Raw genomic sequence first — 270 nt, 5'->3', positions numbered from 1 at the left:
GGCGACCTGCACGACCAGGTCGCCTCGGTGATCGGCACCTTCGCCGGCCGGGCGCTGAGCACCCCGCGGCTGGCGTACGCGCTGCTGGCCGAGCCGGTCGACGCGGAGGTGGAGGCCGAGCGCCTGGTCTTCCGCCGGGCCTTCCGGGACGTGATCGCGGCCCGGATCGCCGAGGGCGTGGCGGCCGGCCGGCTGCCCCAGCAGGACCCGGAGCTGACCGCCGCGCTGCTGGTCGGCGGGGTGGGCGAGGCCCTGGTCGGCCCGCTCGCC

Annotated in this window: 1 pseudogene; it reads left to right on the top strand. The window is 78.9% G+C overall.

Going from position 1 to position 270, the window contains the following annotated elements:
* A pseudogene (locus C7C46_RS33785) lies at positions 1–270 on the top strand (TetR/AcrR family transcriptional regulator); the annotation flags it as partial.

The sequence above is a fragment of the Streptomyces tateyamensis genome (genome assembly GCF_003205575.1).
GTDB classification, from domain to species: Bacteria; Actinomycetota; Actinomycetes; order Streptomycetales; family Streptomycetaceae; genus Kitasatospora; species Kitasatospora tateyamensis.
The sequence above is the reverse complement of the archived record's forward strand: the minus strand, read 5'-3'. Positions and strand labels throughout refer to the sequence as shown.